Annotated in this window: 1 protein-coding gene; it reads left to right on the top strand. The window is 66.9% G+C overall.

Features of this window, described 5'->3' with window-relative positions:
• The first annotated feature begins 105 nt into the window (after positions 1 to 105).
• Positions 106 to 2,442, top strand: a complete 2,337-nt coding sequence (locus tag H926_RS0119275; protein ID WP_022677755.1) for a TonB-dependent receptor — start codon at positions 106 to 108, stop codon at positions 2,440 to 2,442.
• Positions 2,443 to 2,540: the final 98 nt, after the last annotated feature.

Below are 2,540 nucleotides of genomic sequence, written 5' to 3' on the forward strand. Positions count from 1 at the left end.
TGAACCCTGCGGCAAACTTGCCCCCCGCCAAAAGGCCATGCTTTCGCCGCCGCGCATAAGGGTGTAGGCGCGCCCCCTTTGCAGGCAGAAGAAAGTGTAACAGGGATGATCGGCACGACGCGCAAGCGGGCCATGCGGGGCGCGGCCATGGCGCTGGCGATGATGGCAGGCACGGCCGCCGTCGCTGCCCATGCCGCTGCGGCCAATGATGCCGGCGCGGCTGACGGCACCCGCCCGATCCGCGTCATCGGCCATCCCGATCCCGAAGGGCTGCTGCCCGATACCGACGCGCCCAAGGCGGTCAGCACGATCGGCGCGGCGTTCATCGAAAAGCAGGCCGCCACGTTCAACGCGTTCCAGCTGGTCAACATCCTGCCCGGCGCCAATGTCGCCGGCACCGATCCGTTCGGCCTGTCCACCTCGTCCAGCCTTACCCTGCGCGGGTTGGGCCAGGATGCCATCGGCGTGACCATGGAAGGCGCGCCGCAGAACGACATCGGCTATTACTTTGCCTATCCGGCGCAGTTTGCCGATCCTGAGAATGTGGCGCGGGTGGAATTGAGCCAGGGCTCGGCCGATATCGCCGCGCCGGTGATCAATGCCGTGGGCGGGTTGCTGGCCTTGAGCTTGGACGCGCCGCACCGCGATTTCGGCGTGATGGCCGATGCCTCGCTCGGCTCGTTCAACGAACGCCGCGTGTTCGTGCGTGTGGACAGCGGCAACCTGGGCCAGGCGCCGGTGCGCGCGTTCCTGTCCTATTCCAACAACAGCGCCGACAACTGGCGCGGGCCGGGCGTGGACAAGCGCCAGCACATCGACGCCAAGATCGCCGGCGAATGGGGCAATGGCAACACCGCCAGCCTGTCGGTTTCCTATAACGACGCCAGCAATTCCACCTATCTCAGCCCGACGCTGGCCGATTGGCAGGCGCAGGGGCGCGGGTTCAACCTGTCGGCCAGCTATGGCGCGGGCGATCTCAACTATTGGCGGCTCTATCGCCAGCCGTTCCGCAACCTCTATTTCGCAGCGCCGGTGCATCTGGTGCTGGGCACGGGGCTGACGCTCGATACCACCAGCTATCTCCAGTTCGGCTATGGCAACTCGCCCTATGGCGCCTCGCTCGGGCCCGATGGCTATTACCCCGGTACTTATCTGGGCACCCAGGCGCTGGACGCGCCGCTCAAGCTCGCTGGCCTGGAAAATGGCGGCACGGTCAACGTGCTGGGCAACTGGCTGGGCGAACAGATGCGCGCCGGGCAGATCGCGCGGCTGACCCTGGCGCGCGGCGCCCACACGCTGACGGCCGGGCTGTGGATCGACTATGGCAGCGACCGCGTGGTGGAAAGCTTTACCCCGCTGGGCGCCAATGGCGATCCGGTCGATGGCTGGGCGCGCGACGAACACGCCGTGCGCACCGCCGATGGACGGCTGTTCTCGATCGGCGATACCAAGACGATCACCGTGGCCAAGGCGTTCTTCCTGGCCGACAGCGTGGCCCTGTCGCCGCGCGTGACGCTGGACCTGGGCTTCAAGGGAGTGGACCTGCTCCACGCCGGGCGCAACAATCTGCCCGGCAACCAGAGCCGCCTGCATTTCGATAGCTTTGCCGCGCTGCCGCGCGCAGCGCTGCATGTGCGGCTGACCGATCGGCAGCAGGTCTTTGCCAATATTACCACCAACTTCCGCGCGCCCGACGAATACACGCTCTACGATACCTATGATGGCTATGGCGGCATTGCCACCTACGGCACCACCGCGCTGAAGAACGAATATTCGCTGGCGCAGGAGCTGGGCTGGCGCTGGCAGGGGCGCAATCTGTCCGCCTCGGCCACCGGGTTTCACTATGCCTTCCGCAACCGCCTGGTGGCGACGATGGCCAACGTCAACGGCGCAATGGTCAACACCACGCTCAATGCCGGGCGGCAGGAAAGCTGGGGCGTCGACGCCGAAGTCGATTGGCGCCCGCTGGCGGGGATGAGCCTCTATGCCTCGGGCGAGTGGCTGCGCGCGCGGATCAAGGACAACCTGCCGGCGGGCGGCGATTTCCTGCCCACAGCGGGCAAGGTCGCGGTATCGAGCCCGGCCTGGCAGTTTGCCCTGGGCGGCACCTATGACGATACGCGCCTGTTCGGCAGTTTCGCGATGAAATACCTCGGGCCGCAGTTCGCCACGTTCATGAATGACGAGCGCATTCCCGGCTATGCCACGCTCGATCTGTCGATCGGCGTACACCTGGCCGCCTGGCTCGACGGCAAGCGCACCGATCTGCGTCTCAACGCCATCAACGTGACCGATCCCCATGTGCTGTCGGGCGTGCAGGCGGTGACGCCGGCCGCGCGCGACACCATCGGCACCGGCGGCACGCTGATCGCGGGCGCGGCGCCCAGCTATTACATCGGCAGCGGGCGAGCCTTCATGGTCACCCTGGCGCGGCAGTTTTGAGCGGGGCCGAACACCGCGTGCACGGCATGGGCACGGCGCTGGAAGCGCCGGCCTGGCCGCCGATTACCCTGGCTGAAGCGGCGCAGGTGCTGGCGCGC

Origin of the sequence: Novosphingobium sp. B-7, assembly GCF_000410615.1 — a bacterium.
GTDB classification, from domain to species: domain Bacteria; phylum Pseudomonadota; class Alphaproteobacteria; order Sphingomonadales; family Sphingomonadaceae; genus Novosphingobium; species Novosphingobium capsulatum.

Excerpts from the sequence above, each read along its gene's own strand:
- H926_RS0119275 (WP_022677755.1), top strand. The coding sequence starts at position 106 with ATGATCGGCACGACGCGCAAGCGGGCCATGCGGGGCGCGGCCATGGCG.